This window comes from Shewanella marina JCM 15074 (assembly GCF_000614975.1).
Lineage (GTDB): Bacteria > Pseudomonadota > Gammaproteobacteria > Enterobacterales > Shewanellaceae > Shewanella > Shewanella marina.
The window spans coordinates 63,863-86,202 of the sequence record NZ_BALM01000015.1 but is presented as its reverse complement, the minus strand read 5'-3'; the positions used below and the strand labels follow the sequence as shown (position 1 = coordinate 86,202).

Annotated in this window: 21 protein-coding genes and 1 pseudogene; 16 read left to right on the top strand and 6 right to left on the bottom strand. The window is 41.8% G+C overall.

The window, feature by feature from the left end:
• Window positions 1–221: 221 nt before the first annotated feature.
• The 6 genes and pseudogenes from lexA (at window position 222) to JCM15074_RS12505 (ending at window position 5,866) form a co-directional block, all read left to right on the top strand.
• Entirely contained in the window at window positions 222–842 is a 621-nt protein-coding gene (gene lexA / locus JCM15074_RS12530) for a transcriptional repressor LexA (protein ID WP_025821511.1), read from the top strand.
• Entirely contained in the window at window positions 839–1,330 is a 492-nt protein-coding gene (locus JCM15074_RS12525) for a cell division inhibitor SulA (RefSeq protein ID WP_025821510.1), read from the top strand. Before lexA ends, JCM15074_RS12525 begins: the two co-directional genes overlap by 4 nt.
• A 362-nt stretch (window positions 1,331–1,692) precedes the next feature.
• Window positions 1,693–2,823, top strand: a pseudogene (gene coxB, locus JCM15074_RS12520) (cytochrome c oxidase subunit II); the annotation flags it as partial.
• 2 nt (window positions 2,824–2,825) lie between these two features.
• Entirely contained in the window at window positions 2,826–4,430 is a 1,605-nt protein-coding gene (gene ctaD, locus JCM15074_RS12515; RefSeq protein WP_025821508.1) for a cytochrome c oxidase subunit I, read from the top strand.
• Window positions 4,431–4,994 (top strand): cytochrome c oxidase assembly protein, encoded by a 564-nt coding sequence (locus tag JCM15074_RS12510; protein WP_025821507.1) that lies wholly within the window; start codon window positions 4,431–4,433, stop codon window positions 4,992–4,994.
• A complete protein-coding gene (locus JCM15074_RS12505) occupies window positions 4,991–5,866 on the top strand; it encodes a cytochrome c oxidase subunit 3 (protein WP_025821506.1) in 876 nt (291 codons plus the stop codon). Before JCM15074_RS12510 ends, JCM15074_RS12505 begins: the two co-directional genes overlap by 4 nt.
• Here the strand turns inward: JCM15074_RS12505 and JCM15074_RS12500 are convergent.
• On the bottom strand, window positions 5,863–6,081 hold the full coding sequence (locus tag JCM15074_RS12500; RefSeq protein ID WP_025821505.1) for a DUF2909 family protein: 219 nt from the start codon (window positions 6,079–6,081) through the stop codon (window positions 5,863–5,865). The two genes, JCM15074_RS12505 and JCM15074_RS12500, sit on opposite strands and share 4 nt — an antisense overlap.
• Between JCM15074_RS12500 and JCM15074_RS25260 the strand changes: the two genes are divergently transcribed.
• From JCM15074_RS25260 to JCM15074_RS12475, 6 genes are all read left to right on the top strand, one after another.
• Window positions 6,029–6,397 (top strand): SURF1 family cytochrome oxidase biogenesis protein, encoded by a 369-nt coding sequence (locus JCM15074_RS25260; RefSeq protein ID WP_084267001.1) that lies wholly within the window; start codon window positions 6,029–6,031, stop codon window positions 6,395–6,397. The genes JCM15074_RS12500 and JCM15074_RS25260 overlap by 53 nt on opposite strands.
• Window positions 6,387–6,812: an SURF1 family protein gene (locus JCM15074_RS25255; RefSeq protein WP_051536891.1), complete on the top strand. Its 426-nt coding sequence runs from the start codon at window positions 6,387–6,389 to the stop codon at window positions 6,810–6,812. The genes JCM15074_RS25260 and JCM15074_RS25255 overlap by 11 nt, the downstream gene beginning before the upstream one ends.
• A gap of 89 nt (window positions 6,813–6,901) precedes the next feature.
• Entirely contained in the window at window positions 6,902–7,444 is a 543-nt protein-coding gene (locus JCM15074_RS12490; RefSeq protein ID WP_025821504.1) for a redox-active disulfide-containing membrane protein, read from the top strand.
• Window positions 7,444–8,427 carry a COX15/CtaA family protein gene (locus JCM15074_RS12485; RefSeq protein WP_025821503.1) on the top strand — a complete coding sequence of 328 codons (984 nt, stop codon included), beginning with the start codon at window positions 7,444–7,446 and terminating at the stop codon, window positions 8,425–8,427. Before JCM15074_RS12490 ends, JCM15074_RS12485 begins: the two co-directional genes overlap by 1 nt.
• A 10-nt stretch (window positions 8,428–8,437) precedes the next feature.
• Window positions 8,438–9,343 carry a heme o synthase gene (gene cyoE, locus JCM15074_RS12480; RefSeq protein WP_025821502.1) on the top strand — a complete coding sequence of 302 codons (906 nt, stop codon included), beginning with the start codon at window positions 8,438–8,440 and terminating at the stop codon, window positions 9,341–9,343.
• Window positions 9,344–9,351: 8 nt separating this feature from the next.
• Window positions 9,352–9,981 carry an SCO family protein gene (locus JCM15074_RS12475; RefSeq protein ID WP_025821501.1) on the top strand — a complete coding sequence of 210 codons (630 nt, stop codon included), beginning with the start codon at window positions 9,352–9,354 and terminating at the stop codon, window positions 9,979–9,981.
• A 68-nt stretch (window positions 9,982–10,049) separates the two neighbouring features.
• Here the strand turns inward: JCM15074_RS12475 and JCM15074_RS12470 are convergent, their stop codons facing one another.
• Entirely contained in the window at window positions 10,050–11,093 is a 1,044-nt protein-coding gene (locus JCM15074_RS12470) for a polysaccharide deacetylase family protein (RefSeq protein ID WP_025821500.1), read from the bottom strand.
• Between the two features lie 24 nt (window positions 11,094–11,117).
• On the opposite strand from JCM15074_RS12470, the gene JCM15074_RS12465 reads away from it, so the two are divergent.
• Window positions 11,118–12,452, top strand: coding sequence for an MATE family efflux transporter (locus JCM15074_RS12465; RefSeq protein WP_025821499.1), 1,335 nt, complete (start codon window positions 11,118–11,120; stop codon window positions 12,450–12,452).
• A 58-nt stretch (window positions 12,453–12,510) separates the two neighbouring features.
• Here JCM15074_RS12465 and nfuA read toward each other — a convergent pair whose 3' ends face one another.
• Complete coding sequence (gene nfuA, locus JCM15074_RS12460; protein ID WP_025821498.1) at window positions 12,511–13,089, bottom strand: Fe-S biogenesis protein NfuA; 579 nt, start codon at window positions 13,087–13,089, stop codon at window positions 12,511–12,513.
• 257 nt (window positions 13,090–13,346) lie between these two features.
• Here nfuA and JCM15074_RS12455 point away from each other — a divergent pair, with 257 nt between their 5' ends.
• Window positions 13,347–15,806, top strand: coding sequence for a M14 family zinc carboxypeptidase (locus JCM15074_RS12455; RefSeq protein WP_234400223.1), 2,460 nt, complete (start codon window positions 13,347–13,349; stop codon window positions 15,804–15,806).
• A 3-nt stretch (window positions 15,807–15,809) separates the two neighbouring features.
• Here the strand turns inward: JCM15074_RS12455 and JCM15074_RS12450 are convergent, their stop codons facing one another.
• Window positions 15,810–16,544, bottom strand: a complete 735-nt coding sequence (locus JCM15074_RS12450; RefSeq protein WP_148300791.1) for a ComFC family protein — start codon at window positions 16,542–16,544, stop codon at window positions 15,810–15,812.
• A gap of 44 nt (window positions 16,545–16,588) precedes the next feature.
• On the opposite strand from JCM15074_RS12450, the gene bioH reads away from it, so the two are divergent.
• Both bioH and JCM15074_RS12440 read left to right on the top strand, forming a co-directional pair.
• A complete protein-coding gene (bioH, locus tag JCM15074_RS12445) occupies window positions 16,589–17,356 on the top strand; it encodes a pimeloyl-ACP methyl ester esterase BioH (protein ID WP_148300790.1) in 768 nt (255 codons plus the stop codon).
• Between the two features lie 69 nt (window positions 17,357–17,425).
• Entirely contained in the window at window positions 17,426–17,902 is a 477-nt protein-coding gene (locus JCM15074_RS12440; protein ID WP_025821494.1) for a hypothetical protein, read from the top strand.
• Here the strand turns inward: JCM15074_RS12440 and JCM15074_RS12435 are convergent.
• Window positions 17,899–19,827, bottom strand: a complete 1,929-nt coding sequence (locus JCM15074_RS12435; RefSeq protein ID WP_025821493.1) for an LTA synthase family protein — start codon at window positions 19,825–19,827, stop codon at window positions 17,899–17,901. The two genes, JCM15074_RS12440 and JCM15074_RS12435, sit on opposite strands and share 4 nt — an antisense overlap.
• Window positions 19,828–19,970: 143 nt before the next feature.
• Window positions 19,971–22,283 carry a Tex family protein gene (locus tag JCM15074_RS12430; protein WP_025821492.1) on the bottom strand — a complete coding sequence of 771 codons (2,313 nt, stop codon included), beginning with the start codon at window positions 22,281–22,283 and terminating at the stop codon, window positions 19,971–19,973.
• Window positions 22,284–22,340: the final 57 nt, after the last annotated feature.

Here is a 22,340-nt window from a genome sequence, read left to right as displayed (position 1 = left end):
ACTATATAATTGCTAAATTATGCTTTCATACTCACACAAACAATCAACTCTCATATCTTCTACCAAGTAATAAACTGTTTGAAAAATAACAGTTAAGTTTTGTTTACTGCTCAATTCTGAATCATTTTATAAATTTCTCTGACAAATTTATTGGTTAATACTTGCACTGTATAAAATACTGTATATACTGACAGTTACTGTATGAAAAGACAGGGACAACTATGAGACCATTAACAGCACGCCAAGCCGAAATTCTGCAACTCATCAAAAGTAATATTGCAGAAACCGGAATGCCACCAACACGAGCAGAAATTGCACGTAGACTAGGCTTTAAAAGTGCCAATGCAGCAGAAGAACATCTGAAAGCTTTGGCAAAAAAAGGCCACATTGAAATTATTCCCGGCACTTCACGTGGCATTCGTCTAACGGCAGAAGAAGCTAATGATGCCGAAATAGGCTTGCCTTTAATTGGCCAAGTTGCAGCGGGTGAACCCATTTTGGCTCAAGAACATGTTGAGCAACATTATCAAGTTGATCCCGGTATGTTTAAGCCCAATGCGGACTTTTTACTGCGTGTTCGTGGCGACAGTATGAAGAATATTGGTATTTTAGAAGGCGATTTACTGGCAGTACATAAAGTCAATCAAGCCCGAAATGGTCAAGTCGTCGTCGCTCGTGTAGAAGACGATGTGACAGTAAAACGATTTGAGAAGAAAGGTAATATCATTTATCTGCATGCAGAAAATGAAGATTATCAACCTATTGTTGTCGACCTAAGTTATCAAGCATTTAATATTGAAGGACTTGCTGTAGGCGTCATTCGTAACGGAGACTGGCTATGAGTTCAATTTTAGGTAAGGCACCAAGACATCCGGGTTTATGGCAAGACTTGCCATTAACGACTAACTCTAACAATGCTATTGCAACCATGTCGAGCGCAACCCGTGGCCAGCATGAATTACAGCAATTAAGCGGTCAGTTAGCACGTTTAAGCCAACAAGGGCGATGGATTGTATTGATTAGCCCACCTAATTTTGCTTATAAGCAGTTACTTGCCGCAGCAGGCGTCAGAATGGATCGTATTTTATTAGTGCATACCAAAGACTCAGTTGAAACACTTTGGGCAATGGAACAAGCATTAACAAGCGGTACATCAAGTGCAGTGATCAGTTGGTGTGATGAACTCGACGCAAAAGAGAATCGTCGCTTACAACTCGTCACTAAACATGCAAGAGCGTTTGGTTTCATCATTGAAGATCAAACTCATACAGCTACGCTCTCAAACTCTATATCCAATCAAAATCATACTATTTCTAACAGTATGCACTAGTTCATATGTACTAAGGTTCGGCTGATATTCTGCAGAACCTTAGTTTACATTCGCAAAAAAAACATTCTTGATCAATATTTAAACAATGGTAGGTTAGGGTTAGTTAGCTCTATGTTGATATAACAATCAATTAAGAATTAACACTAAGTTACTATTTTTCAAAAATATTGAAGCAGATAGTGCTCAGATGTAGGTGCAGGCAGAGCAAGTTACCACCAAATAGATATAGAAATATCACTATGCCAGCACTTTGAAGCCATCGTTGCTTTTTGGGAAACCGAAAAAGTTTGCATAGGGCTATGAATTACTGTGTGACTTTTCCTTGTAATTGCAGTTGCAATGAACAGAGGAGATGTCTTGTGATACGCAACTTGTTTATATTACTGGCGTTAATAATAACACCAGCCTCATTGGCGGAAGAGATGCCGCTCAATATGACACGTGGTGTAACAGATATAAGTGAACGGGTATATGACCTGCATATGACCATTCTATATATTTGCTGTGCTATTGGTGTTGTCGTCTTTGCTGTGATGATTTACTCATTGATTTATCATCGAAAATCAAAAGGTGCAGAAGCTGCGAACTTCCATGAAAGCACCAAGGTTGAAGTAGCATGGACCGTTATTCCATTTATCATCCTCATTTTAATGGCAATTCCTGCGACTAAAACCCTAATCGCGATGGAAGATCCAACCAATGCAGATATCACTATTCAGGTCACTGGCTCACAATGGAAATGGCACTACCGCTATTTCGACCAGGATATTGAATTCTATTCTTTACTGTCTACTCCTAGAGCACAAATCGAAAACCAACAGGCAAAAGGTCCGCATTATTTACTTGAAGTAGACAAACCTTTAGTGCTGCCAATTAATAAAAAAATCCGCTTCTTAATGACCTCTGATGACGTCATCCACTCATGGTGGGTACCCGCTTTTGCAGTAAAGAAAGATGCTAACCCCGGTTTTATTAACGAAGCTTGGACCAAAATCGATAAGCCCGGAACTTACCGAGGCCAGTGTGCAGAGCTTTGCGGTAAAGATCATGGTTTTATGCCCATTGTTGTCAAAGCCGTTTCAGAACAAGAGTATGAAGCTTGGCTAAGCGCTCAAAAGCAAACAGCTGAGGCTGAAAAGGCACAAGCTCAGGCAGCCCTCAGTCAAACACTATCAATGGAACAATTGATGACGGAAGGCGAAGCTGTCTATCTCGCCAGCTGCGCTGCATGTCATCAACCTAATGGTATGGGACTTCCTGGTGTATTCCCTGCGCTGAAAGACAGTGCTGTAGCAACTCAGACAGATATGCTCAATCAGCATCTCGATGTGGTTATCAATGGTAAAGCAGGTACTGCGATGCAAGCTTTTGCTAAACAACTTACCGCACAACAACTCGCTGCTGTCATCACCTATGAAAGAAACGCTTGGGGCAATGATACTGGCGATATGGTACAAGCCGCAGATATCAATAATCACGCTAAGCAGGAGGCAAAATGAAAACGCTGACTCCCGAAATCGATAGCCAACCTGAAGCGCATCAGGAGCATGACCACCACCAGCCACCGAAAGGAATAATGCGTTGGTTACTCACCACTAACCATAAAGATATAGGCAGTCTTTATCTTTGGTTTAGTTTAATCATGTTCTTTATTGGCGGTGCAATGGCGATGGTCATTCGTGCCGAATTGTTCCAACCAGGTTTACAACTCGTTGACCCAAATTTCTTTAATCAAATGACGACAGTTCATGGTCTGATTATGGTATTTGGTGCGGTAATGCCTGCCTTTACCGGTCTTGCTAACTGGCTTATCCCTATGATGATTGGTGCGCCAGATATGGCACTGCCAAGAATGAATAACTGGAGTTTTTGGATTTTACCTTTCGCCTTTCTGATTTTGTTAGGCTCACTCTTTATGGAGGGGGGCGGTCCTAGCTTTGGTTGGACTTTCTATGCGCCACTATCCACAACTTATAGTAATGACAGTACCGCACTCTTTGTGTTCTCAGTCCACATTATGGGCATCAGTTCAATAATGGGTGCCATCAATGTCATTGTCACTATCGTCAATATGCGTGCTCCGGGCATGACGTGGATGAAACTTCCACTGTTTGTATGGACTTGGTTAATCACCGCTTTCTTGTTAATTGCCGTGATGCCCGTACTCGCCGGCGTAGTGACAATGGTACTAACTGATAAATTCTTTGGTACCAGCTTTTTTGATGCTGCTGGCGGTGGCGATCCGGTGATGTTCCAGCATATTTTCTGGTTCTTCGGTCACCCAGAAGTGTACATTATGATTTTGCCATCATTCGGTATTATTTCAGCCATTGTTCCGGCATTTAGTCGTAAAAAGCTATTTGGCTATTCTTCAATGGTTTATGCCACAGCCAGTATTGCGATTTTATCCTTCTTAGTATGGGCGCATCATATGTTCACTACAGGTATGCCTGTATTTGCTGAACTATTCTTTATGTACTGCACCATGTTAATCGCGGTGCCGACTGGGGTAAAAGTCTTTAACTGGGTAGCAACCCTGTGGCGTGGTTCGATAACCTTTGAAACGCCCATGTTATTTGCAATCGCCTTTATCATTTTATTTACTATCGGTGGCTTCTCTGGCTTGATGCTCGCCATTACCCCTGCTGATTTCCAATATCATGATACCTATTTTGTCGTCGCTCATTTCCATTATGTACTAGTGACTGGCGCGATATTCTCAATTATGGCTGCTGCTTATTACTGGTTACCGAAGTGGACTGGCCATATGTATGATGAGCGCTTAGGCAAGCTGCATTTTTGGTGCTCCGTAATCTCCGTTAACGTGCTGTTTTTCCCTATGCATTTCCTTGGTTTAGCGGGTATGCCGCGACGGATCCCTGATTACGCGGTGCAATTTGCAGACATAAACCAAATCGTATCTATTGGTGGATTTGCCTTTGGTTTATCCCAATTAATCTTTTTAGCTGTTGTCCTAAAGTGTATTAAAGGCGGAGAGAAAGCCCCCGCAAAACCGTGGGAAGGAGCTGAAGGGTTAGAATGGACAATCCCAAGCCCTGCGCCATATCACTCATTTAGCACACCTCCAGAGGTGAAATAAATGAGTCAAACTGCTGCGAATAAAAAGCTGGTTAAATTACTCTTATTGGGTGCTGTAGCCATGTTTGGTTTTGGTTTTGCACTAGTGCCGCTCTATGATGTGTTATGCGAGCAACTAGGCATTAATGGCAAAACCAATGCTAATGCAGCAGTGTATGAGCCCACCGTTATAGATACCGATCGCTTAGTGACCATCGAATTTATCTCCCATGTGCAAAATGGTATGCCATGGGAGTTCGAACCCACAGTCACCAAGATGCAGGTTCATCCGGGTGAATTAATCCGAACCTCATTTTCAGCAATCAATAACGGTAGCACTCATATTATTGGCCAAGCAGTGCCCTCTGTCTCACCAGGGCAAGGCGCAGCATACTTTAATAAGACCGAGTGTTTTTGTTTTAATAAACAACCTCTTGATGCCAATAGCAGTGCTGATCTACCACTAATATTCTATGTAGATAACGCATTACCTGAGCATATCAATACCCTTACTCTGTCTTACTCCCTCTATGACATCACCGAGCGTCATCTCGGTACTGCACTCACTCAAGGAGCAGCAAGATGACTACTAAACCTCAAAATTATTATGTCCCCGCCCAAAGTATTTGGCCCATTGTTGGTGCTGTGGGGTTATTTCTAATCGCCTTTGGCGCAGGGTTTTATGTACAACAATTAAACAATGACCAATCAAGTGGCGGCTATATTCTTACCGCGGGTATTGCCGTCATTATTTTTATGATGTTTGGCTGGTTTAGAGATGTAATCCGCGAATCGCAACAAGGATTGTACTCAGAGCAGTTAGACCGCTCCTTCCGACAAGGAATGAGTTGGTTTATTTTTTCTGAAGTGATGTTCTTTGCCGCCTTTTTTGGCGCATTATTCTACGCCAGAATGGTGTCAGTACCATGGTTAGCCGGAGGTTCAAACAATGAGATGACCCACGCGCTACTTTGGCCGGGGTTTGAAGCCATATGGCCATTAATCATGACTCCCGATGGCAAAGAAACTCAAGCAATGCCGTGGACCGGATTACCCTTATACAACACAATTTTACTGTTAATCTCGTCAATTACATTGCACTTTGCCCACGTTGCATTAGAAAAAAATAAGCGTACCCCCTTAAAGCTATGGCTAGGCGCAACAATTCTATTCGGGATTGCCTTCTTAACCTTACAGGTTGAAGAATATGTTCACGCGTATCAAGTGATGGGATTAACTTTAGATGCAGGTGTCTATGGTAATACTTTCTTCTTATTAACGGGCTTTCATGGCATGCACGTGACTTTAGGAACGGTGTTTTTGATTATTCTATTTGTTAGGGTACTCAAAGGACATTTCAGCCCTGAGCAGCACTTTGCCTTTCAAGCGGGTAGTTGGTATTGGCACTTTGTGGATGTGGTATGGCTCTGCCTATTTATCTTCGTTTATGTACTTTAGTAGGGACGAACATTAGGCATTAAGACGCCTGAGCTTAATGCCAATAAAAGCACCACCACAACAATAACGGAAAACAACACTCGGCGACCAAGATAGTCACTCATTGGTCGCTGTGTTTTACCTCTCACCATCATAAATAAGGCTCGAGCTAAATTAAAAATAATGAAAAACAATAGCAGTAATAAAACCAGTTTAAATAACAATGCTACCGACATAACCGCTCCTGTTGTGGGTCGAAAATGGTTGTCGTTACTACTGACAGTTATTACTTTGGCCTTGTTCTTATTATTGGTCAAGCTAGGATTTTGGCAGCTAGATAGAGCGCAACATAAACAACAATTAGCAGCTGACTATGCATTAAGAGCTAATAAGCCGCCCCTAACCTCACAACAATTATTAACGCTGACGACTGATGTAACCGGATACCAAGCTAAAACCACGGTTAGCCCCAGTTATAGCCCATTAATTTATTTAGATAATCAAACCTATCAAGGTCAAGTGCTATTTAGTCTACCAATTAATGCAAATTGAAACTCATGCGCCGCTATTACTGGTCGAGCTTGGCTTTATTGCTGGCCAACATGACCGCAGTAAACTCCCTAAGATAAAGCGTATTCCTAGCCCAATAGTGATCGAGGGCAAGCTTTATCAAAAGCAGTTAAATCCAGTCAGCTATCAACTATTCGCAGAACCTTTTGCGCAGTCATTACGTATTCAAAATTTAAATATCAAACTGCTTAGCCAACAACTTAATAAGCCCATTTTGCCTTTTGCGCTACAACTGCAGGCAGGCCAATTTAATCAGCTGGTGAAACCTTGGAAGCCCATTCCAATGCCAGCCAAAAAACACCTAGGTTATGCAGTGCAATGGTTTGGCTTAGCTGCTGCATTTATCATTTTAGTGGTGTTATTCAAACTCAAGGGTAGAACAAAAAATAATCAATAAATACATTGCCATACTTATCGAGTCAGTATAGGTTAACACTATATCTTAGGATTTTTTGGGCACTAATATTATTAACAAGAGGAGAGCATATGGACTCCCCACAACGTAAAGGTCGTCGCCAGTTAATACTTATTTTATTGGTATTTGCTGTGCCTGTTATTGCCGCAAAAATTATTCTTGAATTAAATTTTTATCAAGGTGGCAGTACCAACCAAGGCAAACTGATCACACCTGAAACTCATTACCAGTCTTTTGCCATGACGAATCCTCAACAAGGTGTTTGGCAACTATTTTATATTGTTCCCCAGCACTGTAATCAACAATGTCAGACTAACTTATACGTGATAAAACAAAGTCACACTGCACTCGGTCCATATCAATCTCGCGTCAAACCAACGCTTCTTCTCACTCAAAGCAGTGATCCCGCAGTCAATGATCTAGAACAGTGGCTATTTGGCTATGCCTCCAATGACTTGGTTGAATTTGTAGGGCAGCAAATCGTGATTGTAGATCCTTTGGGGCAACTGGTTATGCGCTATCAATTAGAACCAGAACATCAACAAGCAATATTACAAGGTAAAGCGATTCTCAGTGACTTGCGAAAATTACTTAAGCTTTCAAGGGTTGGTTAATGAGATTGAATCGATTAGTAAAATTCAGTCTGGTACTAACTTTACTCGTCATCATGCTGGGGGCATACACACGTCTATCTGACGCTGGACTTGGTTGCCCAGACTGGCCAGGTTGTTATGGTCAATTAATGGTGCCGTCAGAAAATGAAGATATAACCTCGGCTGAGTTAGCTTTTCCCGAGCGCCCGGTTGAAGCAGATAAAGCTTGGCTAGAGATGATACATCGTTATATTGCCGGTTTACTTGGGCTGGTGATATTAGCGCTATTAATCATGAGCTGGAAACAAGATCATGCCCCTAAAGTACTGCCATTATTCATCGCTATTATTGTAATAGCTCAAGCCGCACTAGGTATGCTGACTGTCACCATGAAATTAATGCCATTTATTGTCATGTTGCATTTGGTCGGCGGATTTACGATTTTCTCACTGCTTTTTATATTGTATTTACGGACTAAACCATTGCGAATTCCTGGTGGTGATATTGGCGCTCGAAAATTAGCACCTCTGGCGCTCATTGCATTATTAGTACTTATTATTCAGATCGTCTTAGGCGGTTGGACCTCAACTAATTATGCTGCATTAGTTTGTACAGAATTACCTTTATGCGAATCTGGCTGGTATTCAAAACTTGATTTTATACAAGCATTTAGTATCGACCAAGGCACTCACCAAACTTTTGAATTTGGTGTATTAGAGTATCCTGCCAGAATGACTATTCATATCAGTCATCGTATTGGTGCCATGATCACCGCTATCGTGTTATTAACACTTGCTATCAAACTATTTCGTCACGCGCATTCAAATATGATGCGCCAAGCGGCTATCTACTTATTCGTCTTATTAACACTGCAAATATCACTTGGTATTAGCAATATCGTACTCAATTTACCACTTGCCATTGCTGTCGCACATAACGCTATAGCCGCTTTATTATTACTCAATCTTGTTTATTTAAATTACGCTACTTGGCGTAAAGCATAGGGAGTCCATTATGGCCAAACCGATTAGCTTGACTCGCCCGAATATTAAGTTTGATTGGCAATGGCGTGCCTATTTCGAAATGACTAAGCCCAAAGTGGTTGCACTCATGTTACTCACCGTATTAGTGGGAATGTGTTTGGCGATGCCGGGCGCTTTACCCTTGCAACCACTTTTAGCCGGAATGATTGGAATAGGCATGATGGCTGGTGCTGCCGCAGCAATGAATCACTTAATTGATCGCCAGATTGATGCGCAAATGGCTCGCACCTACAATCGCCCACTTCCTAAAGGTAAAGTCAGTGCCAATAAGGCTTTAGTGTTTGCTATCAGTATGGCAATCATCGGATTTGGCATTTTATATCTGTGGGCCAACCCACTAACGGCATGGCTAACTTTAGCGAGTCTACTTGGATATGCGGTGGTTTATACCAGCTATTTAAAACGTGCTACATCGCAAAACATTGTGATTGGCGGATTAGCTGGGGCAATGCCACCACTTCTAGGCTGGACAGCAATGACCAATGAGCTGCATGGTCATGCATTGCTATTAGTGATTATCATCTTTACTTGGACACCGCCCCATTTTTGGGCACTCGCTATCCACCGCAGAGATGACTATGCCAAAGTAAATATTCCTATGCTACCTGTCACCCATGGCATTGAATTTACTAAAACCTGTATCTTGCTTTACACCATATTAATGACGTTAGCCTGTTTACTGCCAGTATTAGTCGGTATGAGCGGCCCAATCTATTTTGTTAGCTCAAGTATTTTAAGTTCAATTTTTATCTATAAAGCTTGGCAATTAAAATATGCTGACCGTCCCGGTTTAGCGATGAATGTATTCAAATATTCTATTTATCAATTAATGCTGTTGTTTATTGCATTATTGGTCGATCACTATTTTTGGGTATAGGCTCGTATATGAAAAATAAGTTAGTAATTGCCGCATTACTATTAAGTACTTTTATTTTAGGTATTGTCGCTAAAGAGTGGCTAGTAAGTAGTGAGAAGCCCACTTTAATCAGTGGCTATTTCTATGACCAACCGACAAATATCACCCCTTTTGTCTTAACCGATCAATATGGGGAGCCATTCACGCAACAGCAATTTAAAAAAAAATGGAGTTTAATCTTTGCTGGTTATACATCATGCCCGGATGTTTGCCCGACCACACTGACCAATTTGACGGCGGCTTATCCTGAGTTAGAACAACTCGCAGATATTCAATTTATTTTCTTATCAGTCGATCCTAAGCGCGATGACCAAGCTAAATTAAGGCAATATATTGAATTCTTTAATCCTGCTTTTATTGCACTACACGGGCCCCATGTTGATCTATTTCCTTTTAGTCGGCAGCTTGGTTTTATCTATACCATGGTAGGTGAAGGTGAAAATTATGATGTTGACCATAGCAGCGGCTTAGTGGTTATTTCACCACAAGGCCAACGAGTTGCTATTTTAAAACCCTCGCCATCAGAACTTGGCGGTATAGGGGCATTTAATCCAGATGCACTGATTGAAGATATGCAGCGCATTATTGATTATTACTAAGCTCTTGCATACACAAAGATAAAAGGCATCATTAATGATGCCTTTTATCTTATTTCTCTACTATTTCGCTATTCTTTGGGCCATGAACCATCATCAAAAGGACGCACCCAAGCTTGTGAAAACCAGTAATAACCCGATTTAGTTTTACTTGGTGCAGTACAGTTGTAACGAGAGCGTCCTGCTGGCAGGTCAGTTTCTGCTTGAATACTAAATTGATTTTTACCTAACCATAATGGCTTTTGCGCACCTTGCCCTTGAATAAAACACATCATTTGGTGCGGATAAATATCTGTCATATCCAAGGTCACGATAAGTTTAGGGCGCCAGTTTTTAGTGAGTTCAGGATTACTCGTATTTTGATTAATTACAGGCATATTAAGGCTATTCAGCTTAACCTTTAACGTATCTAAATTGGCATAAACACCTGCAACCGGGAATCTTGGTAAGGCCGTTAATGAAGAATAGATCCCTGCAGCGCCTGATTGCTGGCCTAATGCGACATAACCTTTTTTCGCCAACATAGCCTCTATATCAGCATTATATTCGCCATAAGGATAAGCCAACATTTTTAAATTTTGTCCAGTAGCCTCTGCAATAGCGGCTTCAGTTTGATCAATATTCTGCTCAATCCGTTTTATCCATTGCGCTTGTGTTTCTTGCGGTAAGCGGCGGATTAAATGTTCATGTCCCCAACTATGATTGGCAATTTCAGCACCATCTTTAGACAACTCAATTAACTCATTCCACGTCATCATGTTGCCATATTTACGCTTAATGGGTTCAACCGATACAAACAAGGTGTAGGGAAAACCATATTCCTTTAAAATAGGATGCGCTGTTGTAGCAATGCTGCGATAGCCATCATCAAAAGTAATCGCCACCGTCTTAGCTGGTAAAGTCTGTTGTGACTTTATCGCATTAACTATGTCTGATAATGGCAGCACGTTAAATTGATGGTCGTATAAATACTGCATCTGCTCACGAAATTGTTTCGGCGTCACACTGGTTGATGCTGGCGTCGTTGCAGATACATGATGATACTGCAAAATAACCGCAGCTTGAGCAGACGTGCATGCAAGCAATAAAAGCCCAATTAATAGGGTCTTAATCATTTAATTATTAACCTCAAGAGAATTATGACAGCGGCTCAATTATTATTTAATAAACAAAAAAATCGGCAATTATTAGCATTAGCCTTACCGATGATCTTGTCGAATATCACCATCCCATTATTAGGCTTGGTCGATACCGCTGTAGTTGGTCATTTAAGCGATGCCTATTACCTTGGTGGCGTCGCTGTAGGGTCGATGATTATTACCCTTATATTATGGTTATGCGGATTTTTGCGCATGGCAACCACAGGCTTAGTCGCACAAGCATATGGTGCCCAAAATAATGACCAACAATATAAATTATTAGTTCAAAGCTGCAGCTTAGCGTTATTGCTTGGCAGCGCGGTTATTCTACTTCAATGGCCTATTTTACAGCTAGCATTAAGTTTTTCAGATGCCAGTGCAGCGGTACAACTTTATTGTCAGCAATATTTCTCTATTCGTATTTGGTCGAGTCCATTTGCATTAATGAACCTTGCTTTACTGGGCTGGCTATTAGGCCGACAACAACCTAAAGCGGCTATGTGGCAATTAATTTTTGCTAACTTAACTAACGTTATTCTCGATCTATTATTCGTATTAGTGTTTGATTGGGGCGTAAAAGGGGCTGCATGGGCATCAGTATGTGCTGATATTGTTGGCTTTATTGTGGCGAGCTATATGGTCACGGGCCAATTAAGAAAAGACAGTAACTTCCATATAGACCAACTTAAAAAACATCTTAACTTTTCAGGTTATGGTCAATTACTCAGATTAAATCGCGATATTTTTATTCGAAGTTTATGTTTGCAAGTCACCTTTGCATTTATGACCTTACATGGTGCCAGCTTAGGTGATGCAACGGTAGCCGCCAATGCTGTGCTATTAAACCTGATGTTATTAATCTCTTATGCCTTAGACGGTATCGCTTATTATGCAGAAGCAGAAGTTGGCCGTAGTTATGGTCAAAATAATCGCCAGCAGATGCGTGATGCAGTCACTCTCGCTTGGTTATGGTCTGCTATTATCGCCGTCTGCTTTAGTCTATTCTTCTGGCTTTTTGGTGCTCCATTTATCGACTTAATGACGGATATCGATGCAGTAAAACAAACCGCATTAGCCTATTTACCTTGGGTCATTGCTCTACCGGTTCTGTCATTTTGCAGTTATCTGTTTGATGGGGTTTATATTGGTGCAGCACAAGGCCGAATTATGCGTAATAGTATGATTATTGCCAGTATTGGTGTGTTCTTCCCTGTTTGGTGGTTATTCCAATCACAAGGGAATCATGCATTATGGTTAGCAATGAGCTGCTTTATGTTCGCACGTAGCTTAACCCTATTGCTTCATTATAAATTTAGTCAGACTTTTAAAGCCTAAAGACATAAAAAAACGCAGCTATTTAAGCTGCGTTTTTTATATTGTACACAATAATCAATTATTGGTAAGAATGGTCACCATGTTGGTGTTCAGTGACATCACGTACGCCAGTTAACTCACCAGCAAAACGATCTAGCATCTGTGTTTCAATACCATCTTTTAAGGTCACATCAACCATTGAACAACCGTTACAACCACCGCCGAATTGAAGCACTGCAATGCCCTCTTCAGTGATTTCAACTAGCATGATGTGGCCACCGTGACTAGCAAGCTGCGGATTAATCTCAGCTTGGATCATGTATTCAACACGCTCTTTTAATGGCGCATTGTCATCCACTTTACGCATTTTAGCGTTAGGCGCTTTAAGCGTTAATTGTGAACCTAATTGGTCAGTCACAAAATCAATGCTAGCCTCTTCTAAGAATGGCGCACTTTTTTCATCAACCATGGCATTGAAGCCATTAAATTCAATTTCAATATCATCAGCTTCAACTGCATCAGGTGGGCAATATGACACACCACACTCTGCCGAAGCAGTACCTGGGCTGATAACAAAAACGCGGATATTAGTTCCTTCAGGCTGATCTGCTAATAGCTTAACAAAATGTGCCTGAGCTGCATCGGAAATGGTAATCATTGCTTGCGGCTCCATCAGGTTATTCCTGAGTATTTCAGTAAGAATTAACTACATAATACCTCGCTCTGTAACATTGTTGTAGTCCTGAGCTCTATCAGTTCCCAATTTTTTAATTCGAGATCTCGTTTAAACCCCAACCAAGGCTGGTCACTTAAACGACAAACTGTTAATTTATTAAGCAAATGAGTATCTAATCTGGCAATGGAATGTTGAAACAGCTACTACCTTTATTCGCGCTTATATGCAGTTTTTTTTCAATGAGCAGCTGGGCCAGTTTCCAACTGCCCGCTAAAATGTATGACAGTAAGATTGAAACGCCCACTGAATTTCTAGGTTACCCTATCGGCACTTGGCATCTTCGACACGATCAAATTAATGTCTACTTGAAACAATTAGCCCAACAAAGCGATAAAGCCAGTCTAGAAGATACCGGTTTAAGTCATGAACAGCGGCAACAGTTAACTTTGGTGGTAACCTCAGCGGCCAATCAAGCTAAACTTAAGCAGATTTTACTCGCGCGTTCACAGGTCAAATCAGGCCAACCACAGCAGGGTCCCTTGGTTATTTGGTTAGCCTATTCAATCCACGGCGATGAAGCCAGTGGCAGTCATGCTGCAATGGCTCTGAGTTACTACCTAACCGCCAGCCAAGAGCCTTGGGTCAAGCAACTATTAGAACAAGCCGTGATTTTGATTACCCCTTCACAGAATCCTGACGGCATGGATCGATTTGCCAATTGGGCGAACAATAATCGCAATCAAACATTACACGGCGATCCCTACCATAGAGAACACAAGCAAGGTTGGGCTAAAGGCCGATTCAACCACTATTTGGCAGACCTCAATCGCGATTGGTTGTTTTTACGCCATCCAGAATCACAAGGACGAGTGGCGTTATTTCATAAATGGCAGCCGCACTATGTCGGCGATTTTCACGAAATGGGTCATCACTCCAGTTACTTCTTTCAGCCAGGTGTACCGCTGCGAACTCACCCATTAACGCCCAATAAAAACCAACAAATTACCGATGAGTTAGCCAACTTCCACCGCCAAGCACTAGACCGAAAAGGCCAGGCTTATTATTCAAAACAATCATTTGATGATTTCTTTTATGGCAAAGGCTCCACTTACCCAGATATTAATGGTGCCATCGGCGTTTTATTCGAACAAGCTAGCGCCCGTGGCCAACAGCAAAACACGGTTAATGGCCTTTTGACGTTAACCAAGGCGATAGATAATCAATTCACCACTTCAATTTCGACCTTAAAGGGCAATTTAGCGCTCAAACAAACCTTAATTGATTATCAAACTGACTTTTTTAATAGTAACAAGAAACAAGGCACTTCTAGTCGTGGTTACTTAATCGATACCAATGACATCGGCATGCGCCAACAATTAGAATCACTACTTAGCCAGCACCAAATTGCATTTAAATGGTTAACAGCAACGCAATCCCAGCAACAGCATGATTATCAACAAACTAGCAGTTTATTTATTCCGCTCAACCAACCACAACGAGATCTCGTACTCGCGCTATTTGACCGAAGAACCGAATTTGATGACGCCACATTTTACGATGTATCAAGCTGGGATCTTGCGGCGGCTTTTGATTTAGAGATAGATAAAAGCGCCAAGCTGACACAGAACCAACTCAGTGATACAGCGCCAAGCCTAGCGCTTTCTCAGTGGCAACAAGATGCAGTGGTATTGATGATTGATTGGCAGCAGCACCGAGCGGCGCCCATGCTAGCAGCATTACTGCGACAACAAATTAGGGTTAAATTTGCCACCTCAGCATTTAGTGCAGCCACGCCACAAGGTGTGGTTGATTTTAGCGAAGGAAGCTTGATTATCCCTCTTAGTGACAATCAACAATTGCGACAACAAATCTTAGATCTTAATCAGCAATTTAAGTTAAATATTGTCTCTACAACTAGTTTTGCAGCCATTACCGGTAGCGATCTTGGCAGCCCAAACTTTAAGTTAATTAAACCCGTCATGCCTCTAATACTCAGCGACCGCGGTACTAAAAGTACTGAGGTAGGTCAGTTGTGGTATCACTTGGATAAAACCTTGGGCCAACATGTTAGCCTAATCAATACGCATCACTTCAATTTGCTTAATTTACATGACTATAGCCACATTATTTTAGCGGATGGCAACTACCGTACCCTCAGCAATAATAGTGCAACAAAGCTTAAAAACTTTATGCAACAGGGCGGCACAATCATCGCGCAGAAAGGGGCTTTAGTCTGGTTAGAAAAACATGACATATTATCTTTTAAGATGCGCCATAAAGGCTTTTATCAATCACTGTTTATCACTGACGACATTAGCTTTGCTGAGCGCAAGCAATTACAAGCCAAAGAAGCCATTGGCGGCGCGATTGTGAACTTACAATTAGACACCAGTCATCCAATAGCATACGGCTACCAAGATAACCAACTCAAAGTAATGAAAAATAAAGTGTTAGGCTTTAAACCTATTGATGAGCCTTTTGTTGTTGCCGCCCGCTACTCTGCGGCTCCGCTTAGCAGTGGTTATTTAGCTGATGAATATCAGCATGCTTTTGCCAATACGCCTGCGATCGTCGTTGTTAAACAAGGTAAAGGGGCTTTAGTGGCAATAACTGATAACTTAATGTTTAGAAATTTCTGGCTAGGATCTGAAAGGCTAATCAATAACGCCCTCTATTTTATGCCACAAGGCCTGCATTAATTATTATTTTAAAGATGGTGCTTCAGCTCTGGCTAAGCACCACACTTGCACATCAATATAATCTGGCTCAAACAGTTTATTAATTTCATTGGTTGTCGTGCCAGTTGTCACCACATCATCAACCAAGGCGATGCGTTGATATGGGCAAACAGAGCGTAGTGCAAAAGCCTTATGCATATTCTGCCGTCGTTGTTTACCGGATAGCCCTGCTTGTGCAGGCGTCTGTTTTAAGCGAACAACTTGATTATCCCACAGCGGCAAATTAAGCCTTAGCGCTAACCCCTCAGCGATCAACCATGCTTGATTAAAGCCCCTCGAGGCTAATTTTTTGGGATGCAGCGGCACCGCGACAATCGCTTGCGGTAAGGTAATTGCGCCTTGCTTGGCTAGCGCTTTAATGCGTAATGTTAAAGCATCAATTAAGGGGCTAAGCACCACTAACTGCTGCTGATATTTCATTGACGCAATATGTCCACCTAGCCCCGCATGATAACTACAGGCAGCAACGACTTTTAGTGGCGGCTTTGCTAAACAGTGGCCACAGTAATCAGCAATAAAATCCAATGGTTTACCACAACCTAAGCAAATTGGCGTTTGGTAACAGGTCGCAGTAATACAAGTGCCACATAAACCCGTTTGCGCCTCTTCAATTTTTAAGCCGCAACAAATACAGCGATTAGGTAATAATAAACGCCAATATGATAATTTAGCCTGTAATAATTTTGGCAATAACTTCATATTATTAGGTACCATAGTTTCTTATTTTGACAAGAGCACTCACCATGCAAGTAGCACCACTTCATATAGAACAACAAGGACAAGGTCCAAGCCTCGTATTACTTCATGGATGGGGGGTCAATTCAGCGGTATTTGGCCCATTAGCTCAAGAGCTCAGCCAACATTATACGGTACTCAATATTGACTTGCCGGGCTTTGGCGACAGCCCGATTTGCTTTGGTGGGCTAGCACAATGGACCGATATGATTGCCGCGCAGTTACCGGATAAGGTAATTGTGCTTGGTTGGTCGTTGGGTGGATTAGTCGCTATGGATCTTGCCATCAAGTATCCCAATAAAGTGAGTAAACTCATTACGGTGGCTTCATCCCCCTGCTTTATGGCTAACGAAACACAGCAATGGCCGGGGATTGCACCTAAAATTCTTGAGCAATTTTTACATCAATTGAGCCTACATACTGACAAAACCATAGAACGCTTCTTAGCCATTCAAGCAATGGGCAGTGAAGATGCCAGAGCCGATATTAAGCAGTTAAAGCAGCTGTTAGAAACTAAACCTAAAGCCCAACCTATCGCCCTAAATCAAGGCTTAGAAATGCTACAAGATGTCGATCTTCGTCAGCAAATTAGCGAGATATCGCAACCGTGGTTGCGCATTTGGGGACGTTTAGATGGACTGGTACCCAAACGCGTTATCGAACTGATGCCTGATAATGGTGATAATGAAATACTCGCGAAAGCATCACATGCTCCCTTTATCTCACATCGTCATGAGTGCATACAAAAGTTGTATAAGTGGTTGCTTATCAATTAAAAAATTTACTTTTACTGCAAATATATTATCATTGAATTAGCACATTTATTAACCAGCTATCGAGCCAATATGTTACTGGTCAGTCATTATCCGCAGCAGCCACTGACAACGACTAACGTTGCCACTGATGCTGCGCGCCTTGATAACCAGCAACGGCCACCGATTATCCCACCTAAAGAGCCAACCAAAGCCCATGAAGAGCGCCAGTTTAATGCTCAGCATGAGCGCACTGAGCAGTCGTTACAGCAAAAGCAGGTTAATGAGAAACAGCAACAAGCAGGTCAACAACAGCAACAACAACGACAACATGCCCAAAAACAGGGGCAGCAAACCTGCCCGCTACCATTTAAACCGGTATTATCTCGCCAAGATCTCTCGCTTGCAGCTAAATCTCGGCAAAAGAGTATCAGCATTTTACCCAGCACCAACGAACTTACCAATCGCGAATTGAGCGAACGTTATCAAAAAATCAGTGCCAATCTTAACCAATTTTATCAAACTAAAGTCAGCCCAAGACCAGCAGCAAAATTAACTGCTTACGCCTAATTAGTCGGTATTTGATATAAACTATTTTGATAAGCCATACTGCCCCATAGTGCGATAGCCAGTGCGCGATCGGCTAATTTTTCAGGTTGTGACTTTGGTATAAGATCATGATTATTAAAATTATATTCAAAACCAACTACAGGCTTATTCGGCTGCAATACAACAACATCATTACCCTGCATATAAGCAAAATTGCGATCATATTGCATCATTGCTCGCCCCGGCCAATCGTCAGCTTGTGCGGTTAAATCTCGACCAATCATCGGATAATGAGCTGTAATGCCCAATAAAGATAATAGTGTAGGCGCCATATCAATTTGACTGACTAATCGGTCATCTTGGCGTACATCTATCTGTTTACCAATCAGCATTCCAGGAATATGAAATCGCGAAATAGGCACAAGTTGTGCGCCACCGACACGACTATCATGATCAGCAATCACCAAAAAAAGTGTGTCATCCCAATAATTGGATTGTTTCGCTAACTTAAAAAATTCACCCACAGCATAATCGGCATATTTAGCGGCATTATTTCGGGTTTGTTTGGGTTGTTCATATAACTCAATACGGTCATCTGGGAACTCAAATGGATCATGATTACTTGAACTAAAAACCAAACTAAAGAAAGGCTTACCTTGTTGCTGCAGCTGGCTAAAAGTACTGTCAGCTTTAACCATTAAATCTTCATCACTGACGCCCCATGAACCGCTAAAGACGGGATCCACAAAATCATCTTCATCAATAATATGATTAAAGCCATTACCTAGAAAAAAACTACGCATATTGTCAAAGTGACTTTCACCACCATAGATAAATGAAGTGTGATAGCCCTGCTCTGCTAGCAACTGGGCAATCGTGAAAAAATGAGTTTGGCTTTTACCTAGTTTAACTACTGAGCGAGCAGGTGTTGGCGTAAAGCCCGTAATAATAGCTTCAATACCTCTGACTGAGCGAGTGCCTGTCGCATACAACCTATTGAAATTCCATGATTGTTTAGATAACTCATCAATATTGGGCGTTAATGGTTTACCACCTAGACATCCCACAAATCTTGCACCTAAACTTTCTTGCAGAATAATCACTAAATTTTTAGCTTTCGCTGGCGCAGAGGGATGATTAACCGATAACGAAGGGAAATCGCTAGAAATAAAATGATCTTGATGTCGAGCGGCTTCAAGCCTTATCCAATCAATAATCTCATCAGTTGCCATATCTCCATATATTTGGCTCGCATCGGCTTCATTACGCATTTGGCTAATGGCAAAAAGCACAGAATAACTTGAGTTAACGACCAAGCCATTAACGAGTGGATCAACACTAAATGCGACCATAGCTGGATTTAACGGTCTATGTCCGACACTCGAACGCGCACCACACACCACCACCAATACCACTAAACATAAATTAATGATGCGCCAGCTAAATTTATGTGAGCTGACTTGATATCCAGCAGATAAACGCCAGCCAGCCCATACCGTGCTAACAGCAATAGCTAAACCTAATAATATTTCAAATTTTCGGCCAGCCCATAGCATCGAGAATACCTCTTTTGGATAAACCAGATATTCCACATATAAACGGTTAGGACGTAGACCATACTCTTCAATAAAGGAGGGAGTTGAACATTCAATAAATACGATTTGCAGCAATAATAGGGTTAAATATAACCGTAAGATCGTTCGCCAATACTCACCGATGCGGCCACCCGTAGCAAAAATCAGTGACCCTAATGCTGGCAGAGCTAATAACCAACATAAAGTGGCTATATCCACCCGAAAACCTTGCAAAAATACGGGGATAAAGCCATCAACTTGAGCGACTCGATCAAATTGCCATAAACTTAATCCCAACCGACTTAGGGTCATTACCAGCAAACAAATAAGACCAAAAAATATAATTAACTTTAGCGGGTTAGTCGTTTTCATTGCTACCCTTACTTGTTATTTTTATGTTAATTTTAAATCATAGCAGCATAATAAGATTAAACACATTCAACCAGCGGTTGATATATACCAGATAGAAAAAAAGCGCCACAGGCGCTTTTTTTAGAAGAAGGAGCCACGTTAGGCTATTTCTTTAACTTTGCAAATGCATCAGCAAAAGCATTACCCATTGCCGCATTGGCGGTCTGTTTAGGGGCTTTATACTGTGACTTAGGCGCAGCTTTAGATGGCGCAGTGCGAGTTGTTGCCGTTTTAGCTTGCGGCTTTTCATCTAAACGCATACTTAACGCGATACGACGACGCTCAACATCAACTTCCATCACTTTCACTTTAACCACATCACCCGCTTTAACAACGGTATGAGGATCGCTCACAAACTTGTCAGTTAACGAAGATATATGCACTAAACCATCTTGATGAACACCAACATCGACAAAAGCGCCAAAGTTGGTCACGTTAGTCACGACACCTTCAAGTACCATCTCTAACTTAAGATCTTTAATATCTTCAACACCATCTTTAAATTGTGCGGTTTTAAACTCACCACGAGGATCTCGACCCGGCTTATCAAGCTCGGCCAAAATATCAGTTACCGTCGGTAAACCAAACTGCTCAGTGGTGAAGTCGGCAGGATTAAGTTGTTTTAATACCTCAGAGTTACCCACTAAATGAGCGACATCAACACCGGCTTTAACAGCGATATCTTGCACTAACTTATATGCTTCTGGGTGAACAGCTGAGCTATCCAATGGGTTTTCACCGGCGCTAATACGTAAGAATCCAGCCGCTTGCTCATATGCTTTAGGGCCTAAACGAGTCACCTTAAGTAACTGTTTACGGTTGTTGAATTGGCCATGTTCATCACGGTAAGCAACCACATTACGTGCCAATGTCTTATTTAAACCCGCTACTTGCGCTAACAACGGCGCCGATGCCATATTCAAATCAACACCGACACTGTTTACACAATCTTCAACCACAGCGTCCAATGAATTAGAGAGCTGACTCTGACTCACATCATGCTGATATTGACCCACACCAATTGATTTTGGCTCAATTTTAACTAATTCAGCTAACGGATCTTGTAAACGACGCGCAATTGACACTGCACCACGAATTGACACATCTAACTCAGGAAACTCTTCCGCTGCTAACTCAGATGCCGAATAAACCGATGCACCGGCTTCACTCACCATCACTTTGGTCAGTGTTGGATGTTCCGCTTTAAGTGAACTAATTAATTCAGCCGCTAATTTGTCAGTTTCGCGCGATGCAGTGCCATTACCAATCGCAATCAACTCAACTTTATGCATTTTCACTAAGTTAGCTAATGTGCGCAGTGATTTGTCCCACTGGTTTTGCGGTGCATGCGGATGAATCACGCTATGAGCCACATACTTACCAGTATTGTTTACAATCGCAATCTTAACTCCAGTGCGTAATCCAGGATCTAACCCCATGGTATTTAACGCACCAGCAGGCGGTGCCATTAACAGATCAGCAAGGTTACGAGCGAACACTTTAATACCTTCTGTTTCAGCATATTCGCGCATTTTAGATAGAAATTCAGTTTCCATCTGCAATGCAATTTTTACGCGCCATGTCGCTGTTACTACCGTTTTCAGCCACTGATTAACCGCACCTTCGCCAATATTCAGTTTAAAGTGATCACTAATAATCACTTCACAATAACTGCCTTGTTTAGCGTCAGTATCAGGATCCGCATTCATGCTTAAACTAAGCATGCCTTCATTACGACCGCGAAGCATAGCTAATGCACGGTGTGAAGGGACTTTGCCAAATGGTTCGCTATGTTCAAAGTAATCTCTAAATTTAGCGCCCGCTTTCTCTTGGCCTTTAATGACCTTGCTCACCAACATCGCTTGTTGGCTTAAATGCTGACGTACCTTTTGCAATAACGCAGCATCTTCAGCAAAACGCTCCATTAAAATATAGCGAGCACCATCAAGTACAGCTTTGCTATCAGCAAAACCTGCATCAAGATTAATATATTGGCTCGCAACTGCTTCGATATCAGCTTGGCGATCTGCCAATAATTGATCTGCAAGCGGTTCAATTCCCGCTTCAATCGCAATTTGCCCTTTAGTACGGCGTTTAGGCTTGTAAGGTAAATAAAGATCTTCTAAACGGGTTTTGCTATCAGCCGTTAATAATTCATGTTTTAACTCAGCGGTTAACTTACCTTGAGTTTCAATGCTAGACAGGATCACTTGGCGACGTTCGTTTAATTCGCGTAAATAACCGAGGCGACTAAACAACAAACGTAATTGAGTATCATCAAGTCCACCAGTGACTTCTTTACGGTAGCGAGCAACAAAAGGAACGGTTGCGCCATCATCTAATAAGGTGATGGTTGCGCTAACTTGCTGCTCACGAACATTAAGCTCTTGAGCAATAATCTTTGCAATATTGTGCATAAGGATTGGAGCCTGAATTCATTAATTTATATAAAATTTACGCCACGATACCACAGC